The organism is Lentzea sp. HUAS TT2 (assembly GCF_051853195.1).
Taxonomy (GTDB): domain Bacteria; phylum Actinomycetota; class Actinomycetes; order Mycobacteriales; family Pseudonocardiaceae; genus Lentzea.
The window spans coordinates 3,239,572-3,262,034 of sequence record NZ_CP196667.1 but is presented as its reverse complement, the minus strand read 5'-3'; the positions used below and the strand labels follow the sequence as shown (position 1 = coordinate 3,262,034).

The window sequence follows — 22,463 nt, the reverse complement described above, 5'->3', positions numbered from 1 at the left end:
ACGATGACCGACCGTGTGCTCGCCATCGACGGCGGGAACAGCAAGACCGCGGTGCTCCTGGTCGACGCGGACGGCAGGGTGCTCGCGCAGGTGCGCGGGCCCGGTGCCCCGCCGCAGACCGTGGGCATGAAGCGCGGACTCGACGTGTTCGAGGGACTGGCACGCGAGGCCGCAGCTCAGGCGGGACTGTCCCCCGACGAGCCGATCGCCGCGCACACGTCCGCCTACCTCGCGGGAGCAGACCTGCCCCGCGAGGAGGAGGACCTGACGCGGGCGATCACCGAGCGCGGCTGGTCCAAGACGACGTTCGTCGGCAACGACACGTTCGCCCTGCTGCGGGCGGGTACCGCTGCAGCCGGTGGCGTGGCCGTGGTCTGCGGCGCCGGCATCAACGCGGTGGGCGTGGCCCGTGACGGCCGCACGCACCGCTTCCCCGCACTGGGCGCGATCTCGGGCGACTGGGGTGGCGGCGGCCAGCTCGGCAACGACGCGCTCTGGCACGCCGTGCGCGCCGAGGACGGCCGGGGCAAGCCGACGTTGCTGCTCGACGCGCTGCTGGAGCACTACGGCGAGACGTCGATCGCCGCCGTCGTGGAGAAGATCCACTTCGAGGAGATCGAGCTCGACCCGCACGCGCTGTGCCCACTGGTCTTCCAGGTGGCGGAGCGGGGCGATTCCGTTGCCCTGGCCCAGATCGACCGCCTGATCGAGGAGATCGTCCTGCTCGCCACGGTCTCCATGCGCAAGCTCGACCTGATGGACGAGCCCGTCGACGTCGTGCTCGGCGGCGGAGTCCTCACCAACACCGGCGACGTGGTCGTGGGCCCCGTTCGTCAACAGATCCTCGAAGCCGCACCGCTCGCCCAGGTCCGCCTGGTCGACGTGCCACCCGTGGTGGGTGCGGCGCTCCTCGGCCTCGACCACATCGGGGCCTCGCCGGGCGCAGAGCTGAGGCTGCGCTCGGCCTACGCGGACCACCTGCCGGCAGCCGCACTGGACGTGGCAGCCAGCGGGTGAGAAGACCCCGTCTCAGGGGGTAGATCGGCGGCGGCGCCCCCTGAGACGGTCCCAACCCCACTGCTCGGGGCAGATCGGCGGCGGCGTCCCGAGCAGTGGCCCACCCCTTTCCGAGGGGGCATGACCGGCGGCGGCGCCTCCTCGGAAAGGCCCTACGACCCCCGCAGCGACCTCACGCGCCGAGGTCGCTGCGGGGGTTTTCCGCGTTCAGCGCATCAGGCGAAACATGAGTGGGCGAAACTGCCTGCCGAGAAGGCTTCACGGTCGTCGCGGCGACGCTCTCCCGCGGCGAGCCGGTCTCCGGGGTGACCACCGGGTTCGAATGGGCGGGCGGGCCACTTCCGCCGGCTCCGGGAACAGCCGAACCGGTCAGGGCCACGGCGGCCAGCACACCGGCTGTGACGAGCGCGACACCGAACGAAAGGAACGGAAGGGGCAAACCAGAACGCACCCGGCAGAAGGTAGCGATGGAAAACGACGAATCTCCCGGAACGCCTCCAGCTTCCCTCGATCGAGTGGTAAAAGAATCGTCACCCACTGCGACAAAACTTACGATGGCGTAACCGACGGTGGCGTAACCACGGGTTCGTTGTGCATGCTAACTAGTCGCCTTCGGACGGGAGCCCGAAGGCAGTGGTTGGAACACGTGAGTCGCACGAGAAGGGGGATGTTGTGCTGCTGCGATGGAACAGTCTCGTATCCCTGGGGGACAGCTTCACCGAGGGCATGGACGACCCCGGCCCCGGAGACACCTACCTGGGCTGGGCGGACCGCCTGGCCGGCATGATCGCGCAGAGGGCGCCGGAGTTCCGGTACGCCAACCTCGCGGTGCGCGGCAAGATGCTGCAGGAGATCATCGACGACCAGGTGCCGCTGGCGATCTCGTTGAAACCGGACCTGGTCACGTTCTGCGGCGGCGGCAACGACATCATGCTGCCGAACAGCGACCCGGACGCGTTGGCGGAGGTCTACGAGGTGGCGGTGGCCGACCTCAGGGCCGCCGGGTGCGACGTGGTGATCTTCACGGGCTTCGACACCAGGACGACCCCGCTGCTCAGGAGCCTGCGGGGCAAGATCGCCATCTACAACACGCACCTGTGGTCGATCGCCGAGCGCTACCACTGCCGCATGGTCGACCTGTGGGCCATGCACCCGCTGCACGACCGTCGCGCGTGGAGCGCGGACCGGCTGCACCTCTCGCCGGAAGGGCACCAGCGGGTCGCGCTGAAGGCCGCCGAGGTGCTCGGGCTGATCGACGACCACTCGTGGAACGCGCCGTGGCCCGAGTTGCAGCAGGCTGACTGGGTCACCCAGCGCAAAGCGGACCTGAAATGGGCGCGAGAGCACGTGGTGCCGTGGATCGGCCGCACTCTCCGCGGTGAGTCGATGGGTGACGGACTGGCGCCGAAGAGGCCGGAACTGCTGCCGATGGCGCGGTGCAGCGACGAGAGCCACGTCACCAATTAGATCGGACAGCGAAAGGCCCGACCGGCATTCTCCCCCGAGTGCCGGTCGGGCCCTCCAGAAGCAGGCGCGCCTTACCCCCTCGGTAATCCCCCACTCGGCGGCCTGCTAGTCCAACATCCCATGCTTTGGGACCAGCCGACTAAACGTCCGCTAAACCTCGGACGACAGCGAGTCCAAAGCGGCTCTGACCTCGACCGCACGCGCGGAGTTGACCTGCGCGTACAACCGCAGCGCCTCCGTCAATTCCGCTGCCGCAGCAATCCATTCCGCCCGACGGAGCAACACGCCTCCGAGCACGTGCCGCCCGAATCCCTCCAGGTACGTCACCTCGGCGACGGCGGCCTGGTCGACGACCTGGCGGGCCAGCGCCTCCGCCTGGTCCAGCGCGCCGGCCACCAGGTGCAGTTCGGCCAGGTTGGCGAGACCGCGGATCAACGCCACGTTGTCGCCTGAGCGCCGGTACACCTCGACGGCGTGGGCCTGGTGCTGCAGCGCCACCTCCACGTGACCGCGGGCCTGTTCGACCTGCGCCACGTTGTTCAGGCCGTGCGCCTCACCGACGACATCGCCGGACTGCTGTGCGAGCTGCACCGACTCCCAGAAGTGCAGCAGCGCCTCGTCGTGCTGCTCCATGCGGAACAGGACGTCGGCGAGTTGGGCGAGCGTCAGCACGAGGTACTGGCGCTCGCCCAGCTCGGTCGCGATCCGGTGCGCGCGGCGAGCGTCCGGCAGCAGGACGGGACGTCCCAGCCGGGCGTTCGTCGTGTAGGTCGTGTCCAGCATCAGGACCTGGCCGAGGCGGCTCCCCGTCACCTCGGCCGCGGCCAGACCGAACCCGACCAGCGCCACCCACTCGCCGGTGAGTGCGCGCACGGTCGCATAGGTGTGCAGCAGCCGAACGAGCTGCCACACCTGGTCGTGCAGGCCTCTTTCCGCGGACGCGTGCACGAGCGCGACGATGTTCGGCCATTCCTGGTCGAACCAGTCGATCGGGTCGTCGAACGCGGGTAACGCGGTAGAACCGTTGTCCCCCAACGCGAAGTCCAGGCCGTCACGGGCAGGGCGGATGGCGCGGCGGACGTGGTCGCACGCCACCAGGTAGTAGTTCACCAGGCGCCGCAACGAGTCCAGGTCCGAACGGCCCGCTCCCCGCACGTACAGGCGCACCAGCTCGTGCATGGTGAAGCCGTCTGGCCACGGTTCGACCAGCAGGTTCACCCCGACGAGCTGGGTCAGCCGCGACCGGGCCGACTCGACCTGGATGCGGGTGAGCGCGGCGACGGCGTGAGGCGACATCCAGCGGCCGGGCGCGAGGCCGACGGACTGGAAGACCTCACCCAGTTCGGACGGCAGGTCGCGGGTCGACAGGTCCAGCGCCCGTGACACCCCCACCCCCGCTTCCGGCAGGTCGAGGCCGCGCATCCGCTGCCCGTCGTCGGCCAGCTCCCCCACCAGCTCCTCGACCGTCCACTCCGGACTGATCACGAGCTTCGCTGCGGCCACCCGCAACGCGAGCGGCAGCCCTCCGCACAGTTCGGCGAGCTTCTGCGAGGCCGCGGGGTCCTCGGCCGACAGCGGCTTGCCCAGCACGTCGTCGACGAGCGCACGCGCGGCCTCGTCGTCCAGCGGGCCGAGCTTGCGCACGCGGGCGCTGTTGGTGACGACCAGGCGTTCCATCTGGGACCGCGAGGTCACCAGCACCACCGAGCCGGAACCCGGCGGCAGCAACGGCTGGACCTGGTCGAACGCCGTCGCGTCGTCCAGCACCACCAGCACGCGGCGGCGGTTGAGCAGCGAGCGGTACAACCCGACGCGGTCCTCCACGCCGACCGGCACACCGTCCGCCGGCACGCCCATCGCCACCAGGAACCGGGTCAGCACCTCGCCCGGCTCGGTGTCGCCCAGCGAGGCGAACAGCACGCCGTGCGGGAACAGCTCGGAGTTCTCGTGCCCCCACGTGATCGCGAGGGCGCTCTTGCCGACGCCGGGCGCGCCGGTCAGCACGGCCACCGTCGTCGCGAGCAGGTTCCTGGCGGCCACGACGTTGTCCAGCCACGCCCGGTCGTCGTCGCGGCCGAACAGCCTGGACGTGGACGCGGGCAGCAACGCCGGCGCGACGATCCCCGCGCGGGGCGCGACGGGACGCGACTCGACCGGGCCGACCACGCTCAACGACGGGTCGTCGCGCAGCACCTGCTCGTGCAGCGACCGCAGCTGCGGGCCGGGATCGATGCCCAACTCCTCGACCGCGCGGCGCTGAAAGCGTTGGTAGGCCTCAAGAGCGTCGGCCCGCTGCCCGGAGCGGTACAGGGCGCGCATGCTGTGGGCCACCAGGCGTTCCCGGAACGGGTACTCGGTGCACAGCCCGCGCAGCTCGCCCACCAGCTCCAGGTGGCGGCCGAGCTCGAGCTCGCTGTCGATGCGCTCTTCCAGCGCCGCCAGCCGCAGCTCCTCCAGATCGGACGTCATCGGGTCGCCCGGCACGTCCGCGAGCACCGGCCCGCGCCACAGTCCCAGGGCCTCGCGCAGCAGGCCGGCCCTGATGGCGGCGGGCTTGCCCCGCGCGGACGCCACGAGCTGCCGGGCGCGGTGCAGGTCGAGACGCCACGGGTCGACGGTCAGCTGGTACCCGGTCGGGGTGGTGCGGATGGTCGCCGAACCCGCTGGATCGGACTCCTCCAGCATCTTGCGCAACCGCGAGACGTAGCCGTGCACGATCGTCCGCGCCGTGGCCGGAGGCGTGTCCGTCCACAGCGCGTCCACGATCTGGTCGATCGAGACAGGTCGGTTCGCCTCGACGACCAGCATGGCGAGCAACCCGCGCATGCCACGACGGCCCAGCTGGACGAGCCTTCCGTCCGCGAGCACCTGGAGTGGACCGAGCACGCCGAACTCGAGTCCGGTTTTGCTCCGCATGCCCCTCCTCCGGTGCGCTGACCTCGTCACTTCAGAAGGTGTGCCGGCCGGAGTCTCAGATACAAGTACGACCCAAGTTCGCGGGGACGCTACTGTTCACACGTGCCGCGAGATCGAAATACCGTGGTTGACCGCGGCGCCGGGTGTCTCCTCGGCGGCGCTCTCGGTGATGCGCTCGGTGCGCCCGTGCAGTATCTCGGCTGGGCCGACATCCAGCGCGAACACGGACCCGAGGGCGTGCTGGGGCCACCCAAGCCCGCGTTGTTCACCGACGACACCCAGCTGACCCTGTTCACCGCCGACGGTTACCTGCGCGCCTGGGTGCGTGGGAAACGCACCGGCGACTGGGAACCGTCCCAGATGGTCTGGCACAGCTACCGGCGCTGGCTGATCACCCAGCAGCAACCGGCCCCCGAGCGGGGTGCCGTCGGGCTGCTCGCCGACGAACGCCTCTACGAGAGCCGCTCACCGGGCCTGACGTGCCTGCGCGCGCTCGCCGCCGAGACACCGTCCACTCCGGAGAACCCGCACAACGAGTCCTCCGGCTGCAACGGCGTCACGCGCACCGCACCGGCTGGCTTCGCCCCGTCCGCGGCGATCGCGTACGACCTGGGCTGCCGGTTCGCCGCGCTGACGCACGGCGGCACGGGCGGCTGGGTGTCCGGTGGCGCGCTGGCGCTGCTGGTCCACCTGCTCGCCGTGAAGGCCAGGCCGTTGCGCGAGGCGATCGACCAGGTGATCGGCCGCGTGCTGCGCGACGACACCTACACGGCCACGGTGCTCACTCGCGCCGTGGTGCTGGCGGACGAGCACGACGGTTCGTCGCCCGTGCGCGTCGACCGGCTCGGCAGCGGCTGGACCGGCCCGGAGGCGCTGGCGATCGCGGTCTACACCGTGCTCACGCACCCGAAGCCGGCGCAGTTCGTGGACGCGATGCGCGCCGCCGCCAACCACTCCGGCGGCAGCGATGCCACGGCGGCGTTGACGGGCAACGTGCTCGGCGCGCTGCACGGCACCGACGCGATCCCCCGCGACTGGCTGATGGGGCTCGAGATGGTGGACGTGCTGGACGCGATGGGCCGTGATCTGGGCATGTCCGCGGTGAACCTGGACTTCAACGAGGACCGCTACGCGTAGTCGAAACAGAGAAGGCCTGCCGCGGTGCGTCCCGAATTCGCGCCACAGCAGGCCTTCTCGCACGAGTAGTTGGTCGACAGCAGGCCGGGTCTTGCCCCGAGCGCGAGCTCCGATCCAGCTCTAGATCAACGAAATCATGCCCCGGAGTCAACGCTCCGTTGGGCGAGCATGTTAACAGATGTGTACGGGAAGTCCAGGGCTCGAGAAGACGCGACGATCTTCGTCGACGATGAAGACCTCGCAGTCCTCCTGCTCGGCCGCCCACTCGATTCCGTCCCTGCCCAGCGCAAACGCTGCTGTGGCAGTGGTATCCGCGATCGCGAGGTCGGCGGAGAAAACGGTGACCGAAAGAATTCCCGAGACCGGTTGACCGGTGCGGCCGTCGAGGATGTGCTGGCCGCGTTCGTACAACGCTGACGTGGCAACGGCTCCGTCGCGCACGCCGAGCACGACGCTGAGCTGGTCGGCGAGATCGGGATGCCGAACGCCGACGCGCCAAGGCTTTCCTGGCTCGGGCTCGCCTGCCGTCACCACGTCGCCGCCGGCGTTCACGCAGAACGTCGTGGCACCGCCCTCGCGCAGCAGGTCCGCCGCCCGTTGCACGGCCCAGCCCTTCACCACCGCGCACGGGTCGAGACCACGTCCCGGCACCCGTGCCGTGAACGCGCCGCCCGTCGACTCCTCGTACCAGTCGCACAACGACAGCACCTCGACCAGGTCCGGGGTGAGCTCTTCCCTGGTGAGCTCACCCCGGTCCAGCCGGGACACCTCGCTGTCGGGCTTGAACGGCGAGAACCGGGCGTCCGCCTCGCGCAGCCAGGAGAACGCCCGCTCGGCCAGCGCGGCGTCGCCGTCACGCAGGTCCACCGAGATCGGCAGCCCCATGATGTGCTCGACGCGCCGCACGGCCATCTTTACTGCGCCCCGTCGATGGCGGCCTGCAGCGACTGCTTGTAGCCGTCGGAGGTCGCGGTCGCGCCGGAGACCGTGTCGATGTCCGCGCTCTGCGCCTTCAGCGCCGACTGACGCAGCAGCGGCAGCGCCATCCTGGTCGGGTTGCTGTTGGGCGCCCGCAACGCCTTCACGTCGATGATCTTGGTGCCCTGGAACGTCACCTGCACCTGCACGGTGCCCTCGGACGTGTTGACCGCACGCCCGGACACGGTGCGGTTCTGGGCCTGCTGCTGCGTGGTCTGCTGTTGCTGCGTCGTGGTCTTGGGCGCGGCCCCGGTCGGCTTCGGCGCGGAGCCGGTGGTCTGCGGGGCGGTCTTCTGCTGGGTCTGCTGCTGTTGCGTCTGCTGCTGGGTCTGGGCAGGCGGCGCGGCGACCTCGCTGAGCTCGCCCTCGTGCGCGGCGCCCGGCGAGTAGACCCAGACCGGGACGAGGCCGGCCACGCTCAGTGCCAGAACGGGAATTGCCCTCTTCACGTCGTCGGACCCTCTCAGTTGGCCAGCGCGAAGCGCTCGGCGTGGATCTGGTTGCTGGGCACTCCCAGTTCGTCGAGGCTCTGGATCACCGTGTCGGTCATGCCGCCGGGGCCGCAGATGAAGACGTCGCGGTCCAGCACGTCGTGGACGAGCGCGGCGATGTTCTCCGGGCCGAGCAACGGGCCGTTCGCGGTGATGGTCTTCGAGGAACCGGTGACCAGGCGCAGCACCGCGCCCTTGGCCCGCACGAGGCCTTCGATCTCGCGCAGCAGCACCGCTTCGCGCGGGTCGCTGACCCGGTAGAGCACCACGACGTGGCCCTGGATCTCCTCCAGCAGCGCGCGGACCGGCGTGACGCCGACACCACCCGCGACGAGCAGCGCGTTGGGCTTGGTCTGGTGCATGGTCGTGAAGGCGCCGTACGGGCCCTCGGCGAACACGCGGGTGCCGACCTTGATGTTGCGGATGTCCGCGCTGCCCGTGCCCAGGGCCTTCGCGGTGAGCCGCAGGTACTTGCCGTTCGGCGCCGCGGACAGCGAGAACGGGTTGGCCTGCCACCAGCGGTCCTTGGTCAGGAAGCGCCACAGGAAGAACTGGCCCGCCTTGGCGCCGAGCTGGTCGAGGTCCTTGCCCTCGATGTAGACCGAGACGACGTTGTGCGCCTCGGGCACCACGGCGGCGACGTGGAACTGGTGCTTCCAGTTCCGGTAGAAGGGGAGCACCACGCGTCCGATCAGGACGGAGCCGAGCGCGAACGCCCAGAGGCCCCACCAGTAGCCGGTCGCGAGCGCGGACTTGCGGAACGTGCTGCCCACCGCGACCTGGTGCGAGAACGCGAGGAAGATCGCGACGTAGGTGTACAGGTGGATGAAGTGCCAGGTCTCGTAGGCCATCCGGCGCCGCGCGAAGCGAGCGGAGACGGTGCCGACGATCATGATGATGGCCCACGCCACCAGCGCGCGGAGGATGCCCTCGAGCTCGGTCGCCTGCCGGATGACCTCCGCGATCGGGCCGTCCGCGCCGGCGTTGCCGAACGCGATGAAGACCAGGTGCCCGATCAGCGTGAAGAAGATCGTGAATCCGACCCAGCGGTGCCACGAGGTGAGCTTGTCCATGCCCAGCCGCCGGTCGAGCCACGGCAGCCGCGCCACCAACAGCAGCTGGAACGCCATGGCGAGCGCGCCGTAGAGGCCGGCCAGCCGACCGAAGTTGACCAGCTTGTTCGAGCCGACACCCGCCGCGTTGAACAGGTACGTCACGAAGGCCGCGTTGGCCAGGAGGAACACGTACAGGCCGGCTTTGGCCAGCACCTTGTGCGGCGTCGCCCGGCCGGCCGGAGCCGGTCGCACGGGATGCTGCAGGGTGGTCGTCACGGCGGGCTCCTCGGTCAGGGCGGTCTCTGGCTGTCTACTTCGGTCGGTCTCGATCCTTGGCGTTCGAGCTGTGGCTCCGCTTTGCGCGCACTGTCGACTTCCTGTCGATCGAGCGCCGGAGCCACCGGGTGACGCACCATGAGCACGTGGACAAGGGGAACTCGGTTCGATTGCTCGTCGTAGATGACGAGCCGCACATCGCTGACCTGGTCGCGACGGTCGCCCGGTACGAGGGCTGGCAGGCCGCGACAGCGCTCAACGGTGAGGAGGCGCTGAGAGAGGCCGCCGAGTTCCAGCCGGACATCGTCGTGCTCGACCTCATGCTGCCTGACCTGGACGGATTCACCGTTCTTGATCGGATGCGGGCGGCCGGCGCGATGGTCCCTGTGGTCTTCTTGACGGCTCGTGACGGCACCGCGGACCGTGTGGCGGGACTCACCCGAGGCGGCGACGACTACCTCGTAAAACCTTTCTCGGTGGAGGAGCTGATGGCCCGTCTTCGGGCCGTGCTGCGCCGCTCGACGGGTCCGTCGTGGAAACGTTCGGTCCTGAAAGTGTCCGATCTGGTGATGGACGAGGACACGCGCGAGGTCCGCCGCGGCGGCAAGCTCGTGACGCTGACGCCGACCGAGTACGAGCTGCTGCGCTACCTGATGCGGCGCTCGCCGGCCGTGCTGACGAAGGCGCAGATCCTCGACCACGTGTGGGAGTACGACTTCGGCGGCCGTTCCAACGTGGTCGAACTGGTCATCTCCCACCTGCGCCGCAAGCTCGACGACGGCCGCGAGCCGTTGATCCACACCGTGCGCGGTGTGGGGTACGTGCTCCGCCGAGCAGCGGAGTGAGCCCCGCCGTGAAGCCCAAGCCCGTTCGCGACTGGCGGCTCGGCACCCGCCTCGCGCTGGGCCTCGGCGCGCTCGCGCTCACGGTGTTCGTGATCGTCGGCTGGGTCATGGTCACGTCCATGAAGGACTTCCTGGACCGCCGCCTGGACGACCAGATGGTGATCAGCCAGACGAGCGCGGTCAAGGAGATCGAGTACTACGGCAAGCTCACCAAGCTCCCGCCGGACTGGTTCGCGGTCGCGTACAAGGTCGAGAACGGCGAGCTGCGGCCCCAGCCGAGCGACCAGCAGCCGCCGGACAGCGAGGACCGCGAGGAGTTCGCCGCCCTCGCTCGGAAGGCGCTGACCGCCGACGAGTTCCAGACCGACTACCTGCGCGGCGAGGGCAAGTTCCGGGTGCGCGCCTGCCAGATCATCAAGAACGAGTGGGTGCTGGTCAGCGCGGCCCCGATGCACGACAGGGACGACACGATCTCGCAGCTCGTCACCGTGGGCGTGATCGCGTTCCTGGCTGCCCTGGTCACGTTGGTCGTGGGCGGCCAGGCGTTGATCCGCAAGGGCATGCAGCCGCTGTCGGACATGGCCGACACCGCGCACGACATCTCGTCGCACGACCTGACCGACTCCGGCGACCTCAGCGTGCGAGTGGACGGACGCGGCGGCGGCGTGGAGGTCGAGGAGCTGCGCGAGGCGTTCAACAAGATGCTCGCGCACATCGACACGTCACTGGCCGCGCGCACGGCCGCCGAACAACGCCTGCGCCGGTTCATCGCCGACGCCTCACACGAACTCCGCACACCGCTGACCTCGTTGCGCGGCTACGCGGACCTCTTCCGGTACGCGGCGGCCAACGAACCGGGCGAACGCGAGAAACACCTGGAGAAGCTGCGGTCGGAGGCGTCCCGCATGAGCGTGCTGCTCGACGACCTGTTGTTGTTGGCACGCCTGGACTCCGCGGCGACCGAACCACCGTTGCGCCCGGAGGAGCTGGACCTCTCGGTGATCGCGGAGGCGGCCGCGGACGCGTTCCGCGCGGGCAGGCCTTCGCAGCCGCTGGACGTGGACGCCGACACGGTGACCATGACCGCCGACCCGACGCGGTTGAGGCAGGTGCTCGACAACCTGCTGACCAACGCTGCCGTGCACACGCCCGCCGGCACCTCGGTGTCGTTGAAGGTGACGGCCGAGAACGGCTGGGCGGTGATCAGGGTGAGCGACACCGGCCCCGGCATCCCGGAGGCCGACCAGGCGCGGATCTTCGACAGGTTCTACCGCGTGGACGACTCGCGGACCCGCCAGCGCGGCGGCAGCGGCCTCGGACTGGCCGTGGTCCAGTCGCTGGTGGAGGCCCACGGCGGCACGATCGAGCTGACCAGCCGGCCGGGGTCGACGGTCTTCACGATCCGTCTCCCCCGCTACCCGCTCGGCTGAGCGCACGCGGGGCGCTTTCGTACTGACATGCAGTACGAAAGCGCCCCGCGTGCGGTGAGCGGCAGGCGTAGGCGGCGCTAGTCGGCCTGGGACGAGGGCGCCCACAGGTCGATGCCCGACTCGACGGCGTACTTGTCGATCTCCGCGAGCTCGTCGTCGGTCAGCGGCGCCGCCTGCAGTGCCGCGAGGTTCTGCTCCAGCTGCCCGACCGAGGACGCGCCGATCAACGCCGACGTGACCCGCGGGTCGCGGATCGTCCAGGTCAGCGCCAGCTGCGCCAGCGACTGCCCGCGCGACTTGGCGACCTCGTTGAGCGACCGGATGCGGCCGATGTTCTCCTCGGTCAGCAGGTCCGTAGACAACGACTTGCCCTGCGACGCGCGCGAGCCCTCGGGCACACCGTTGAGGTAGCGGTCGGTCAGCATGCCCTGAGCGAGCGGCGAGAACGCGATGCAGCCCGCGCCGACCTCCTCCAGCGTGTCCAGCAACTCCGGCTCGATCCAGCGGTTGAGCATCGAGTACGACGGCTGGTGGATCAGCAACGGCACACCGGCGCTCTTGAGCAGCTGCGCGGCCTCGCGGGTCTTGGCAGGCGAGTACGACGAGATGCCGACGTAGAGCGCCTTGCCCTGCTGCACCGCGGACACGAGCGCGCCCATCGTCTCTTCGAGCGGCGTCTCCGGGTCGAACCGGTGCGAGTAGAAGATGTCGACGTAGTCGAGCCCCATCCGCGTCAGCGACTGGTCGAGCGAGCTGAGCAGGTACTTGCGGCTGCCCCACTCCCCGTACGGCCCGGCCCACATGTCGTAGCCGGCCTTCGTCGAAATGACCAGCTCGTCCCGGTACGGCCTGAGATCATCCTTCAGGATCTGCCCGAACGTGATCTCCGCCGAGCCGTAGGGCGGACCGTAGTTGTTGGCGAGGTCGAAGTGCGTGACACCGAGGTCGAACGCCCTCCGCGCGATCCCGCGACCCGACTCGTAGGGCCGGTCGCCGCCGAAGTTGTGCCACAGGCCGAGCGAGATGGCGGGCAGCTTGAGCCCGCTGCGTCCCGTCCGCCGGTAAGTCATCTGGTCGTAGCGCGCGCTATCCGCGAGGTAGGACATGGTGCCCAGAATGTCACGTCCTAGTGGGACAGAGCAGGACATGATCCGCGCGGCCGAGGCCGGTGAGGTGCTGGACCTCTCACGGCGAGGGGACAACGTGGTGCCCGCCACGGCGATCCGCGACCTGGTGCGGTCGGGGGACGTCGACCCGCGCGGGCTCCTGCTGGTCGGAGCGCGCATCACCGGGGTGCTCGACCTCGACTTCGTCAACACCTCGACGGCCCTGCAACTGGACAACTGCCTCTTCGAGGAACCGCTCTCGCTCTACGACGCCGACCTGCCCGCCCTGTCGCTCGACGGGTCCACGCTTCCCGGGCTGAGGGCGGAGAACCTGCGCACCCGGCACCTCACGATGCGCGACACCCGCTGCACCGGGATGGTCGATCTCGAGAACGCGCGTGTCGACGGTTCGCTGCTCCTCGTCGGGGCCACCGCGAGACCGCTGCTGGCCTCCGGTCTGCACGTCAGCAGAAGGCTGATGGCCAGCCGGTTGCTCGCCGACCAGGTCTGGCTCAACGGCTGCGACATCGGTGGCGACCTGGTCCTCTTCGAGGCGGTGGTGGTCAACGAGTCGGGCACCGCCTTGTACGCCAACAACGCCAAGGTCGGCGGCGACGTCTACCTCGACGGCAGCTACGTGAGGTCAGGTGGCGACAGCGGCGCCGTGATGATGATCGACGCGACGGCCGGTTCCCTGTACATGAGGGGAGCGGTGCTGCGCACCGGCGACGACTGCGGGATCAGCCTCGACGGCAGCCGGTTCCAGGGCGACGTCTACCTCAGCGAGGGGTTCGACGCGCGGTCGAGGTTCTCCTCCGCCGCCACGGTCCAGGCGATCGACACCCGCATCGGTGGCAGCCTCGTCATCGAGGGCTCGGTGCGCAACGACGACGGACCGGCGTTGATCGTGCAGAAGACGGCGATCGCGGCCAGCCTGCTCGTCAGGAACGCGGTGATCGACGCGAACACCGCGCGGCCCGCGGTGGAGATCGACGACTGCGACGTCAGCGGCAACCTGACGTTCCGGCCGGAGAAGCTGGCCAACCGGGGCGACGGGTACGACCTCAGTCTGTCCAACACCAAGGTCGGCGACCTGCTCCAGTTCGACGTCGAGAGGCTGCTGAAGGCGGAGGTCTTCGCCGTCACGACGAGGGGCCTGACCTACCCGGAGCCTCCGGATGACACCGACGCGTGGCTGACCATGCTGCGGGAACACAACTTCCGGTACGAGGCCCAGCCTTACCAACAGCTCGCCGCCGTCCATCGCGCCGCCGGCCACGAGCACACCGCCCGCCGGGTCCTGATCGCCCAGCAACGGGACCTCCGCCGCCGCGGCGACCCCGGCAACAAGCTCTGGCACTGGTTCCTGGGCGTCACTCTCGGCTACGGCTACCGCCCCTCCAGGGCGGTGATTGGCCTACTCGTCACGTTCCTGCTGGCGCTTTGTCTCGTGTGGACAACCAACGCCTATAACGGCCTGACACCGGCCAAGGACCGCCCGGCCGACTCGTGTTCACCGGTGAACAGAATCAGTCTTGCGGCGGATCTCGCGATCCCTCTGGTGAAGCTCGGTGGCACACCGAGATGCGAACTGGCGAACGGACCAGCCGGGCAGTGGGCGACCGGAGCAGGCTGGGTCGTGCAGATCCTGGGTTGGTCGTTCGCCACGCTGAGTGTCGCGGGCTTTACCGGGCTCGTTCGCAAAAGCTGAGCGAGGCGCAGCCGAAATGAGACGAGGGTCCGCCCACCTGGGCGAACCCTCGTGTCCAATGGAGCCGGCGAGGGGAATCGAACCCCTAACCTTTCGCTTACAAGGCGTACGAGCACTAGCGCTGTACTTACCTGGTCAAACGCCAGCATACAGACAAGCGCAAGTGGCATGTGTGAGGGGTGAGATGTGGATCTTCAGAACCGCTGTTCACCCCCTGCGAGACAGGACCGAACAGACCGAGCCGTCCCTATGAAGACAACCGCACAGACCCGACCGTTTCGCAACTAAATTGCTCGACTGCCGATCTATCACCGCATATTGGTTAGCGATGACAACAATTATCTCCCTCACCCAAACGAGTTGCAGCACGCGAATCGTCAGACGTAAACGGATCTAGCCTGTGTTTTGCGTCACTAATTCGGGTCGATGTAGTCGCTACAAATGACCGTGATTCCAGATGAGGGTTGACTAACCGTGGCGTGCGCGCAAATAAGCACATCGTAGTCATTCGTATGCAGACGAAGCGAGCGCAGCACCCCGGATCTGAGTCATGGCCTCGGTCTTTTTGTTGCGTCACATGATCTTTGACGCTTCAACCACCTACGGCATCCACGATTACTCTGCGACAACCCGCCACCAGGCGGCGTCACATCAGCACAGCGTGTGGTGTCGACACTTCAACCCATTTGGCGTAGCCGCTGGCATGTGTGCGTGCGTCCACGGACCGTTTCGTCAGGTGTTCCCGTTAACGCAATCGTTGAACCGTGTCCAGATGCGGACGTAGTGTCGTGATCGTGAACGGGAACGTTCCGTGCACGAATCGACCTGGGGGGTTGAATGTCTGCGCACGTGCGTGTCCGCCCGGACGCGCTGGAGAGAATCGGGATCGCGCAAGGGCTCACGTCGCGGTACAAGCTCGCCAAGCGACTTGGCGTGTCTCCGTCAACCATTAGCCGAGTGCTGGACGGCGAACAGCTGCCCGGTAACGCGATGATCGCGCTCACCCTGGAGAAGCTCGAAGTCTCCTTTTACGACGTGTTCGAGATCGCGAGGACTAACAACGGGGCCGCAGCGTGAAGGCTTCAGCTGTACGCGTTGGCTCGTTTGAGCCTGGTTCTCGTGAATGGAATGCGGTTCGGTCAATGGGCCTGGGGGGCTCGGAGATCGCTGCGGTTATGAATCTCTCGCCGTATGAATCGGCGTTCTCTCTGTGGAATAGGAAACGCGGTCTGATCGCTCCGGCGCCGAGCAGTGACGCGATGCGCCGTGGTGACCGGCTCGAACCTGTGGTCGCCGAGTGGTTCGCCGAGCAGCATCCCGAGTACCGCGTGCGCCGTACGGGCATGTGGTCGAATCGTCAACGGCCGTGGCAGCTCGCGACGCCGGACCGGATGCTGACCGGGCTCCGCGAGCGCGCACTGCTGAAGGTCAAGACTGCGGCCGACCTGTTCGAGTGGGGCAGGCGCGGCACCGACGAGGTGCCCGGCTACGTCCGGTGTCAGGTCATGTGGCAGCTCGACGCGCTCGGCCTGGACCGGGCGCACGTCGCGGTGCTGACGACGCACCTGGAGTTCCGCGAGTACCTCGTCGAGTGGAACCTCACCGAGGCCGAGGCGCTGCGCGCCGCTGCCCGTGAGTTCCTCGACGCGGTCGACCGAGGTGTACGACCCGATATCGACGAGCACGCCGCGACGTACCGGGCTGTGCGGGAGCTGCACCCGGAGATCGACGACACCGAGGTCGAGATCGAGGCGGGGCTCGCCGAGCAGTACCGGGCTGCGGTCGCCGACTCCAAGCGTGCCGAGGCCGCGAAACTGCGAGTGACGTCCGAGGTGCTCGACGCGCTCGGACAGCACCGCCGGGCGCTGGTGAACGGTGAGTCGGTGGCGATCCGCGTACCGGGTCGCAACGGTGCGGCGCCCTCGCTGCGCCCCTCACCCGTGCGTGCGGGCGCCGCCGCGTGACCGCCGGCCTTGTTGCTGCGGGGGTGGTCGTCGCGTGCTGCGGCGACCACCTGCCCGCCGGCTGCTGCGCGGCCGTCGACTGCGTGCCCTGCTGCCCCGAGTGCCCGGCCTGTCCGACGCTCGCCCGGCTCGACCCCGCCGAGCGAGCCGTCGAGGTCGCCCGGCATCACCGCCTGCTCGCCGACCTCGGCGAGTGGGCTCGCTACCTCGACCACAACCCGCCGCCTTGGGAGGAACCTCGTGACTGATCAGCTTCAGCTCGGCCTCGCCGAACGGCACCGCGGGCAAGAGGCCAACCTCGCCGCCGCCGTGGCGGCGCACCGCCGCTACCGCGAGGCCGCCGAGGTCGTGCTCGACGAGTTGGTCGCCTCGGGTCAGCCGTTCACCGCCGAGGACATCCGGCGCGGCATCCCGAAGGGGATCGAGGCGCACTCGCCGAACGTGCTGCCGAGCCTGATCGGCACGTGGGCCGCCCGCCGGCGGATCGTGCCGTGCGGCGAGTACCGCAGCCGACGCCGTAGTCGGCGAGCGAGCCGTAACCGCGTCTGGGTCGCGAACCCGCAGTCGTCGGCCGCGTAGCCGCTCGCACCCCGCATCACCACGAAGTCCGTCGTCATCTTGCGGCGGGCGCGATGGCGCACGCCCGCGCTCGCCGCTTCCTGGGGGATTCACCGTGATCATCAGCTCTACCGGCGTGCCCGCCGAGCCGAGGCTGCTCGACGCGCTCGCCGTCGAGGCCGCTCTCGCCGCCCGCCGTCCGTTTGACCAGTTGGCGCCCGCCGAGGCCGCCGAGGTGGCGCGCATCCTGCGCCGCCGAGCAGCGGGCAACGGCATCGCTGCGCGGCACGTGCGAGGTGCGTCCGCATGAGCCGCGAACACGCGCGCATCCTCACGGCGATTTGGCGGGACGACGATTTCCGCGCCCTGTCGCCCGAGGCACAGCGGCTGTACTTCCTGCTGCTCTCGCAGCCGACGATCAATCAGGCCGGCGTCCTGGCACTCACGGTGAGCAGGTGGGCGCGCGGCTGCTCGGCGACCGACGTCGCCGACATCGAGGCCGCCCTCGCCGAGCTGGACCGCGCCCGGTTCGCCGTCGTCGACGCCGACACCGACGAGGTGCTCGTGCGCGCCTTCGTCCGGCGCGACGGCGTCGCCAAGCAACCGAACGTGCTCAAAGCCGCGTTCCGCCAGGCCCTCGCGGTCGAGTCACCGAAGCTGCGCGCCGTGCTTGCCGCCGAGCTGCGGCGCCTGGACCACGTGCACGCCGACGCGGTCGCCGACACCCTCGACGGAGGCACAGCCACCAACGCGGAACCCACGAGCTCACGTTCGAACCCACCCTCGACCACCCCCGATGAACACCCGTCGGAAGGGTTCGCCGAACCCTTCGCCGAAGGGTTCCCGTCAAACGCGGGGGTAGGGGGTAAGGGGAGTAGTCACCCAGACTTCCTACCAACTCAAGAAAAGCGTCACGCGCGCACGCGCACGCGAGGCGCCGGGGTCACTGCGGGCACCCTCGCCGCGACCGCCGTGCGTCCGGACGCCTACCGGCTCACCGCCGGGTGGCATCGCTCCGTCGGCACCCCGTACCCGACGAAAACGGTGCGGGCACTGGGAAAGCAGGTCGACGGGCTGCTCGCCGACCGCGCCGACCCGGACACCGTCACGGCCGCGCTCGACCTGTGGCACGGCCGCCCCGGCGCCGCGCCCGGTCTCCTGCCGCACCTGTACGCCGACGCGGTCAAGGTCCGGCACACCGACGCCCCGACCGCGCCCGCCGGACTGTCCAAGCGGGACGCCAAGGCCGCCGGGTGGTTCGCGCTCGCCGCCGAATTCGAGCACGAGGGCCAGGACGACGGGCACGTCGTCGACGGCACGCTGCTCATGCTCGACGGGCCTCGGCGATGACCCCCGCCGAGGTCGCCCGGCTGCTCGGCATCGCCTCGACGCTCGACAACAAGATCAGCGCCGGAAGCACGATGCAGGTCCGGACGTGGGCACACGTGCTCGACGACGTGCCGTACGCCGCCGCCGAGAACGCGCTGCGCGAGCACTACCGGCGCAGCACCGAGACCGTCATGCCGGCGGACATCGTCGAGTCGTGGCGCAACGCCCGGCGCGAGCACGCCGAGCGCGAGCACAGCGACGCACTGCGCGCCCGTGCCATCGAGCAGCGGCCCGAGGACCTCGTGCGCTCGATCCGCTCCGGCGTCGCCCGCGTCACCGCCGCGCTCGCCCTCACCCGTGGCGCCGACCCCGAGCACGTCGAGGCCGAGGCCGAGGCCCGTCGCGTGTACCTCGCCGTGGCCTGCCCGTGGTGCAAGGCCCATCCGGGCGCCCGCTGCACCGGGCCGAAAGGCAAGCCGCTCACCAAACAACCCGCACACGACGCCCGGCTCGCCGAGGCGTTCACGGCCGCGCGATGACTCACGACCTGGGGGACGACATGGACACGCACGGCGATTTCAGGGCGGCGGCGGCGACCGGTCGCGGGCCGCTCCGCGCGCACGCGCGAGACGACGCTCGGCCCGACGTCTGGCCGCCGCTAAAGCTCACTTATCGGGGGCCAGACGGAGCGGTTTCCGAGCCGCTCGACGAGGGGTTCGCGGGCGCCGAACTTGCCGACATAATCCGGCTTATCTCAGCGGGGTCCCCTGGTGACGGGCCGGCGATCGGCTCGTTGTTCTCCGGGTTCGGCGGGCTCGACCTCGGCGTGCAGTCCGTGCTCGGCGGCGCCCTGGCGTGGCACGCGGAGAACGATCCGGACGCCGCCGCCGTGCTGGCCCATCGCTGGCCCGGTGTGCCCAACCTCGGTGACATCACGGCCGTGGACTGGGAGCAGGTCGAGCGCGTCGCCGTTCTCCTCGGCGGGTGGCCCTGCCAGGACTTGAGCGTTGCGGGGATGCGCCTCGGCCTGCGCCCCGGCACCCGTTCGGGGCTGTGGTCCCAGATGGTCTACGCCGCGAGCGTCCTGCGCCCTCGGCTGATCGTCGCCGAGAACGTGCGAGGAGTCCTGAGTGCACGAGGTCATAGCCAGGTGGAACCCTGCCCGTGGTGCCTGGGAGACGACGCAGGCCCAGCTATGCGGGCACTCGGCGTTGTTCTCGCGGACCTGGCCGACCTCGGGTACGACGCGGCGTGGTGTGGCCTACGCGCTGCCGACGTGGGCGCCCCTCACGAGCGCTTCCGGGTCTTCGTCGTTGCTGCCGACGCCGACCTCGTCGGATCGCTTCGGACCGGGCCACCACGGGGACGGGAGCCCGAACCTGCGCACGATGGTGCAGCTCCTGCCGACCGCGAGCGCCACGCCCTACGGCACCAACCAGTCGCCGACGCCCGGCGCCGCGGTGCGCCCGTCGCTGGAGACGATCGCCCGCGAGTTCGCCGCGCCGACGCCGCTTCTGCCGACTCCGCGCACGGGGACCAAGCGCACCGGCCTGAGGTGGGCGCAGCGTCCGGCGGAGCAGGGCGGCGCCTCGGGGGCGAGCCTGGAACAGGCTCTCGAACTGGCCGTCGGGACGCTGCCGCACGAGTTCGCGAGCTGGGACGAGGTGCCGGCCGCGTGGATTTCGGCGGCTACGAACCGGCCATCAGGCGATGGGAACAGCACCTCGGACGAGTCGCCCCTGCGCCCACTGTGGACGGACGGCGAGCCGACCGGGTCCTGAACCCGGCGTTCGTCGAGTGGATGCAAGGCCTGCCGGCTGGGTGGGTGACCGATGTACCCGGCATCTCGCGCAGTGCCGCGCTGCGGATTCTCGGTAATGGCGTTGTGCCGCAACAGGTTTCTGCTGCGTTGCCGTGGCTGCTGACCGCGCTCGCCGAACCGGTGGGCGAGGCCGCGTGATGACCGACGAGACCCGCGACGCGCTCGCCGGCGTGGCCGAGACCCTCGACCGCGCGCTCACCCACCACCAGGCCCGCGACCGCCACGACGCCGAGGTCGCCCTCGCCCGCCTGGTCGCCTACTCCCCGATCACGCAAGCGCTCGACGACGCGCTCGACACCGTGCGGAGGCTGCTCGATGCTGCCCCGGCTGCCTGAGTGGCAGACCCGAGCGGCCTGCAAGGGCCGCGTTGACCTCGACTTCATCGAGCCGAAGTCGCCCGCCGAGGACACCGAATGTCGGACGCTGTGCGCCTCATGCCCGGTACGCGAGCAGTGCCTCGCGACCGCGTTCGCGACCGGCGAAGCCTGGGGGCTGTGGGGTGGACTCGACGCCGAGGAACGCCTGCGCATCGCCGAACGCGACGGGCACGAGCTGCCCGCAGTGCTCCCCGCACACGGCACGAACCCCCGCTACGCCAAGCACGGTTGCCGATGCGACCTATGCCGCAAGGCGCACACCGACTACGAGCGGGGACGCCGCAACCTGCGACGCCGCCGCGTGAGCGATCCGTGGGTGCACCCGATCGTCCTGGCCGAGCCGCTCCGTACGGGTCGTCGCTGGACCGGAGCGGATCAGTACGTGTTGCCGCTGCCCGGTCTTCCGCACCTCGGCCAGGTCGAGGCCGTCGCCGACGCGGTCGCCGTCGCGGCGTGAACGGTGATCTTGCGGTGCGCGATTGCCGCCGCCGCAGGCCGTTGATCGGCAACGTCGTTCGCTGGGGATGCACGAGGGGGAGCCATGAGCACGGACTACGAGCAGCGCGCCTACCACGCTCTTGTTCGGGGAGCGGCACAGTTCGCCGACCCGGTGAACTGCCGCGAGACCCACCCGCACGACGACGCGGTCGAGTGCACGCTGCGGCGGGCACACATGGAGATCGAGCGGACGCCGCACCGGGACGAGAACGGCGTCGAGTGGTTCGCGGCGTACTGCCGCTGTGCGTTCAACATCAACAGCGTTGAGCCGTGCACCGACTGCGGCGGCACTCGCCGGCTGCTGCTCGACCGCCTGCCCGACGACGACCCCGAGGACCATGTGCCGAACGCGACCAGCTCGTGAGCTTGCGCAACGACGCGCCCCGACCGCAGTATCGAACACATGGTCGACGCCCAAGCGGAGCGGCCCTCACCGCTGTGGCGCGTGTGTGAGCCGCCCGAACTGGTGTGGGTCGACGTTGCCGAGGTCCTCAAGCGAGTGTTGGGGCAGTCCGTCGGAACACCGACGAGCCTGATCGCACACCGGGGCGTCAGCCCGCGAGCATTGGCCGTGAGCAAGGGGCAGGGCTTCGCGACGGGCGAGGTGCACCGGTGGCTACGAGCCGCCAACAACTCGTGGTTGGGCTTGGTTGTGTACCAACCGGGTGTGCCGTTCTTCGGCGAGGAGTGGGTGCGCCACTGGGTCGCTCGTGACTTCCTTCGCCCCAGGGGCGAGGGCGACGACACGCCGCCGTTCTGATCGCTTCGCGGCTACCGATAGAGATGACTAAGTTGCCTGCCGATCAAGTTAGACAACTCCATCTCTAACCCCAATCTGCAAGTTAGCGGACAGACATCATGACGTCTGTCTAGCCTTCATAGCTGGTCAAATGCCGTGTAATAGTATCGCGGGTAACTTGACCTCATGACATCATGCCATTAATAGGTGCGGTAGTGTGATGACCACTCAGGCGGTTGCCCGTAACGTTTCCGCTCTGAGCAACAGGGGCAGCGACCGGGCATCTCTCGGCCGAGGTGTTGCATCACCTCGACCGTGACCGGTCACCGCCCCCGTCAGGAAAGCGCTCATGCTGCTAGGCCACCGGCGGGTAGCCGCCCTGTCCTAGCAGCATGAAGCCCTGCAATACCAGGGCGCCCGCCAGGACCAGCGCGAGCCGCACTGTTCGGTGCACCTCGGCGCACCGGCAACCCTTGCCCTTGCCTCCCATTCAACCTCCCTCCCTCTTCGTGATCTGACGACCGCAGATTAGTGACGTGGCCTCACAGCCGCGAACCCGGGGTCCCTTCCGGGGTTTCGTGCGCACGAAACCCCGGAACGTTTCGAGTTACGCGTAACTCGAAACTCTGGAGGTCCTCCTCTCAATTGACGCAGAGCAACGCAGGACAACGCAGGACAACGCAGAGCGCCCACTCTAAAGGCCTGGCCCAACCAGCGCGAATCTGCTGGAAAAAAGTTTCCCGGACT

At 69.2% G+C, this 22,463-nt stretch carries 24 protein-coding genes, 1 tRNA gene and 1 pseudogene; 19 read left to right on the top strand and 7 right to left on the bottom strand.

The features are described 5' to 3' along the window. Positions 1–3: 3 nt before the first annotated feature. Together ACSHWB_RS16425 and ACSHWB_RS16420 are read left to right on the top strand one after the other, a co-directional pair. Positions 4–1,017, top strand: a complete 1,014-nt coding sequence (locus ACSHWB_RS16425) for an N-acetylglucosamine kinase (protein WP_439662888.1) — start codon at positions 4–6, stop codon at positions 1,015–1,017. Between the two features lie 675 nt (positions 1,018–1,692). Continuing rightward, complete coding sequence (locus ACSHWB_RS16420; protein ID WP_439664609.1) at positions 1,693–2,484, top strand: SGNH/GDSL hydrolase family protein; 792 nt, start codon at positions 1,693–1,695, stop codon at positions 2,482–2,484. Between the two features lie 150 nt (positions 2,485–2,634). On the opposite strand, the gene ACSHWB_RS16415 is transcribed toward ACSHWB_RS16420, so the two are convergent. After that, positions 2,635–5,400, bottom strand: a complete 2,766-nt coding sequence (locus tag ACSHWB_RS16415; protein WP_439662887.1) for a BTAD domain-containing putative transcriptional regulator — start codon at positions 5,398–5,400, stop codon at positions 2,635–2,637. A 123-nt stretch (positions 5,401–5,523) separates the two neighbouring features. On the opposite strand from ACSHWB_RS16415, the gene ACSHWB_RS16410 reads away from it, so the two are divergent. Continuing rightward, on the top strand, positions 5,524–6,537 hold the full coding sequence (locus tag ACSHWB_RS16410) for an ADP-ribosylglycohydrolase family protein (protein WP_439662886.1): 1,014 nt from the start codon (positions 5,524–5,526) through the stop codon (positions 6,535–6,537). A gap of 171 nt (positions 6,538–6,708) precedes the next feature. Here the strand turns inward: ACSHWB_RS16410 and ACSHWB_RS16405 are convergent, their stop codons facing one another. The 3 genes from ACSHWB_RS16405 to ACSHWB_RS16395 are packed head-to-tail and all read right to left on the bottom strand — an operon-like array spanning position 6,709 to position 9,337. Then, positions 6,709–7,449: an FAD:protein FMN transferase gene (locus ACSHWB_RS16405; RefSeq protein WP_439662885.1), complete on the bottom strand. Its 741-nt coding sequence runs from the start codon at positions 7,447–7,449 to the stop codon at positions 6,709–6,711. Positions 7,450–7,451: 2 nt separating this feature from the next. Next, positions 7,452–7,964, bottom strand: coding sequence for an FMN-binding protein (locus tag ACSHWB_RS16400; RefSeq protein WP_439662884.1), 513 nt, complete (start codon positions 7,962–7,964; stop codon positions 7,452–7,454). A 14-nt stretch (positions 7,965–7,978) separates the two neighbouring features. Beyond that, a complete protein-coding gene (locus tag ACSHWB_RS16395; RefSeq protein ID WP_439662883.1) occupies positions 7,979–9,337 on the bottom strand; it encodes a ferredoxin reductase family protein in 1,359 nt (452 codons plus the stop codon). A 146-nt stretch (positions 9,338–9,483) separates the two neighbouring features. Here ACSHWB_RS16395 and ACSHWB_RS16390 point away from each other — a divergent pair, with 146 nt between their 5' ends. Together ACSHWB_RS16390 and ACSHWB_RS16385 are read left to right on the top strand one after the other, a co-directional pair. Further along, a complete protein-coding gene (locus ACSHWB_RS16390; protein WP_211335635.1) occupies positions 9,484–10,182 on the top strand; it encodes a response regulator transcription factor in 699 nt (232 codons plus the stop codon). Continuing rightward, the gene (locus ACSHWB_RS16385; protein WP_439662882.1) at positions 10,179–11,612 is read left to right on the top strand and encodes a sensor histidine kinase; all 1,434 of its coding nucleotides are present in this window, start codon (positions 10,179–10,181) and stop codon (positions 11,610–11,612) included. The genes ACSHWB_RS16390 and ACSHWB_RS16385 overlap by 4 nt, the downstream gene beginning before the upstream one ends. Positions 11,613–11,689: 77 nt before the next feature. On the opposite strand, the gene mgrA is transcribed toward ACSHWB_RS16385, so the two are convergent. Next, positions 11,690–12,718, bottom strand: a complete 1,029-nt coding sequence (mgrA, locus tag ACSHWB_RS16380; RefSeq protein WP_439662881.1) for an L-glyceraldehyde 3-phosphate reductase — start codon at positions 12,716–12,718, stop codon at positions 11,690–11,692. A gap of 10 nt (positions 12,719–12,728) precedes the next feature. Here mgrA and ACSHWB_RS16375 point away from each other — a divergent pair, with 10 nt between their 5' ends. Further along, a complete protein-coding gene (locus ACSHWB_RS16375; RefSeq protein WP_439662880.1) occupies positions 12,729–14,429 on the top strand; it encodes a hypothetical protein in 1,701 nt (566 codons plus the stop codon). 59 nt (positions 14,430–14,488) lie between these two features. Here the strand turns inward: ACSHWB_RS16375 and ACSHWB_RS16370 are convergent. Next, positions 14,489–14,576, bottom strand: a tRNA-Thr gene (locus ACSHWB_RS16370). 690 nt (positions 14,577–15,266) lie between these two features. Between ACSHWB_RS16370 and ACSHWB_RS16365 the strand changes: the two genes are divergently transcribed. The 13 genes and pseudogenes from ACSHWB_RS16365 (at position 15,267) to ACSHWB_RS16305 (ending at position 21,737) form a co-directional block, all read left to right on the top strand. After that, positions 15,267–15,506, top strand: a complete 240-nt coding sequence (locus ACSHWB_RS16365; RefSeq protein WP_439662879.1) for a helix-turn-helix domain-containing protein — start codon at positions 15,267–15,269, stop codon at positions 15,504–15,506. Further along, positions 15,503–16,393: a YqaJ viral recombinase family protein gene (locus tag ACSHWB_RS16360; RefSeq protein WP_439662878.1), complete on the top strand. Its 891-nt coding sequence runs from the start codon at positions 15,503–15,505 to the stop codon at positions 16,391–16,393. Before ACSHWB_RS16365 ends, ACSHWB_RS16360 begins: the two co-directional genes overlap by 4 nt. Beyond that, positions 16,390–16,641 (top strand): hypothetical protein, encoded by a 252-nt coding sequence (locus tag ACSHWB_RS16355; RefSeq protein ID WP_439662877.1) that lies wholly within the window; start codon positions 16,390–16,392, stop codon positions 16,639–16,641. The genes ACSHWB_RS16360 and ACSHWB_RS16355 overlap by 4 nt, the downstream gene beginning before the upstream one ends. After that, positions 16,634–16,972 carry a hypothetical protein gene (locus ACSHWB_RS16350; protein WP_439662876.1) on the top strand — a complete coding sequence of 113 codons (339 nt, stop codon included), beginning with the start codon at positions 16,634–16,636 and terminating at the stop codon, positions 16,970–16,972. The genes ACSHWB_RS16355 and ACSHWB_RS16350 overlap by 8 nt, the downstream gene beginning before the upstream one ends. Positions 16,973–17,066: 94 nt before the next feature. Then, positions 17,067–17,261: a hypothetical protein gene (locus ACSHWB_RS16345; RefSeq protein ID WP_439662875.1), complete on the top strand. Its 195-nt coding sequence runs from the start codon at positions 17,067–17,069 to the stop codon at positions 17,259–17,261. Further along, complete coding sequence (locus ACSHWB_RS16340; RefSeq protein ID WP_439662874.1) at positions 17,258–18,301, top strand: hypothetical protein; 1,044 nt, start codon at positions 17,258–17,260, stop codon at positions 18,299–18,301. Before ACSHWB_RS16345 ends, ACSHWB_RS16340 begins: the two co-directional genes overlap by 4 nt. Next, entirely contained in the window at positions 18,298–18,819 is a 522-nt protein-coding gene (locus ACSHWB_RS16335; protein WP_439662873.1) for a zinc finger domain-containing protein, read from the top strand. The genes ACSHWB_RS16340 and ACSHWB_RS16335 overlap by 4 nt, the downstream gene beginning before the upstream one ends. Continuing rightward, positions 18,816–19,556, top strand: a pseudogene (locus ACSHWB_RS16330) (DNA cytosine methyltransferase); the annotation flags it as partial. The gene ACSHWB_RS16335 and the pseudogene ACSHWB_RS16330, both read left to right, overlap by 4 nt. 549 nt (positions 19,557–20,105) lie before the next feature. Then, a complete protein-coding gene (locus ACSHWB_RS16325) occupies positions 20,106–20,240 on the top strand; it encodes a hypothetical protein (protein WP_439664809.1) in 135 nt (44 codons plus the stop codon). Then, positions 20,240–20,437, top strand: coding sequence for a hypothetical protein (locus ACSHWB_RS16320; RefSeq protein WP_439662872.1), 198 nt, complete (start codon positions 20,240–20,242; stop codon positions 20,435–20,437). Before ACSHWB_RS16325 ends, ACSHWB_RS16320 begins: the two co-directional genes overlap by 1 nt. Beyond that, positions 20,418–20,936, top strand: coding sequence for a WhiB family transcriptional regulator (locus ACSHWB_RS16315; protein ID WP_439662871.1), 519 nt, complete (start codon positions 20,418–20,420; stop codon positions 20,934–20,936). The genes ACSHWB_RS16320 and ACSHWB_RS16315 overlap by 20 nt, the downstream gene beginning before the upstream one ends. An 84-nt stretch (positions 20,937–21,020) precedes the next feature. After that, positions 21,021–21,341 (top strand): hypothetical protein, encoded by a 321-nt coding sequence (locus ACSHWB_RS16310; protein ID WP_439662870.1) that lies wholly within the window; start codon positions 21,021–21,023, stop codon positions 21,339–21,341. Between the two features lie 39 nt (positions 21,342–21,380). Beyond that, a complete protein-coding gene (locus ACSHWB_RS16305; protein ID WP_439662869.1) occupies positions 21,381–21,737 on the top strand; it encodes a hypothetical protein in 357 nt (118 codons plus the stop codon). Between the two features lie 334 nt (positions 21,738–22,071). Here the strand turns inward: ACSHWB_RS16305 and ACSHWB_RS16300 are convergent, their stop codons facing one another. Further along, a complete protein-coding gene (locus tag ACSHWB_RS16300) occupies positions 22,072–22,206 on the bottom strand; it encodes a hypothetical protein (RefSeq protein WP_439662868.1) in 135 nt (44 codons plus the stop codon). Between the last annotated feature and the right edge of the window lie 257 nt (positions 22,207–22,463).